At 53.3% G+C, this 1,039-nt stretch carries 1 protein-coding gene; it reads left to right on the forward strand.

Features of this window, described 5'->3' with window-relative positions:
• Positions 1 to 670: MFS transporter (locus U4E84_RS18685; protein WP_322533545.1), on the forward strand; the 670-nt coding region annotated here is incomplete at its 5' end.
• Between the last annotated feature and the right edge of the window lie 369 nt (positions 671 to 1,039).

A 1,039-nucleotide genomic window follows, 5' to 3' on the forward strand; every position in this document is an offset into this window, starting at 1 on the left:
TAACGTGGAGGAGGCTAAGCAAGGCAGTAAAAAACTCGGTGAAGAAATCTTCCCAAGCAATGATGCGTGGGGGTCGATTCGGCAAGCAGCGAGTATGCCACGAACATGGATGTTAGTCGCGCTTTACTTTACATCTCTCGGCGGATTTCTGGCACTTACGGTTTGGTATCCAACGTACTGGGTATCGTTTCACGGAGTCGATGGCCGTACCGCCGGTATAATAACGGCACTTGGGTTCGCCCTACTGGCAACGTTTATACGAATCCCCGGTGGGTTTCTGAGTGACAGGGTCGGAGGTGAACGCCTCTCCGCAGTCAGTTTCGCAACTGTCGGCGGTGCAGGGATCTTGATGACAATCGCCGACGGATTCGGTGCCGCAGTAGCAGCCATGCTATGCCTGGCAGTTGGGATCGGAGTCGCGAATGCTGCAGTAACCCAGCTTGTGCCTCTGTACGTCCCCGAGGCGGTCGGGGGTGCCTCCGGGATCATTGGCGGGATCGGAGCATTTGGTGGGTTCGTAATCCCACCGATACTCCGGCTGTTCGTCGATTATTACGGCGTCTCGGGGTACGCTACTGGGTTCACCGTTATTTCTGCGTTGGGTGTCTTTGGAGTTATACTCTCAATCGTAATATATACCAAATTCAGCCAGCGTGCAGTTGGAAGCTAAAGGGCGAGGCTTCCTTCTTACACTCGCCTAAACTGATTGGAGCGGCTTTGTTGAAGTCCTATCATTCAGACATATTCTCGCCTGAAACAGCCGGTCGATGAGCGGGTTCAACGAGCAGCTGGTTCACTTGATTTGAAGCGAGATCAACGAAACCGGTGTGCTGAACTGATCCTCTGTATCTCGCACGCCGATTCTATCAATTTTTAAGGATTTCGACAGAGCGGCTTTGAGCCGTGACCAGATCATCACAGGCGTCCAACGACGGCACCGAGATCAGATCGGACTCGGAACGTATGAGATCGATCCTCGTAGTCGGGGTCGACACACTCATAGTAGGTGTCTGGAAACTCGTCGCCGGCAATCTCGTGA

Source organism: Halorubrum sp. AD140 (assembly GCF_034497445.1).
In the GTDB taxonomy this organism is placed as follows: domain Archaea; phylum Halobacteriota; class Halobacteria; order Halobacteriales; family Haloferacaceae; genus Halorubrum.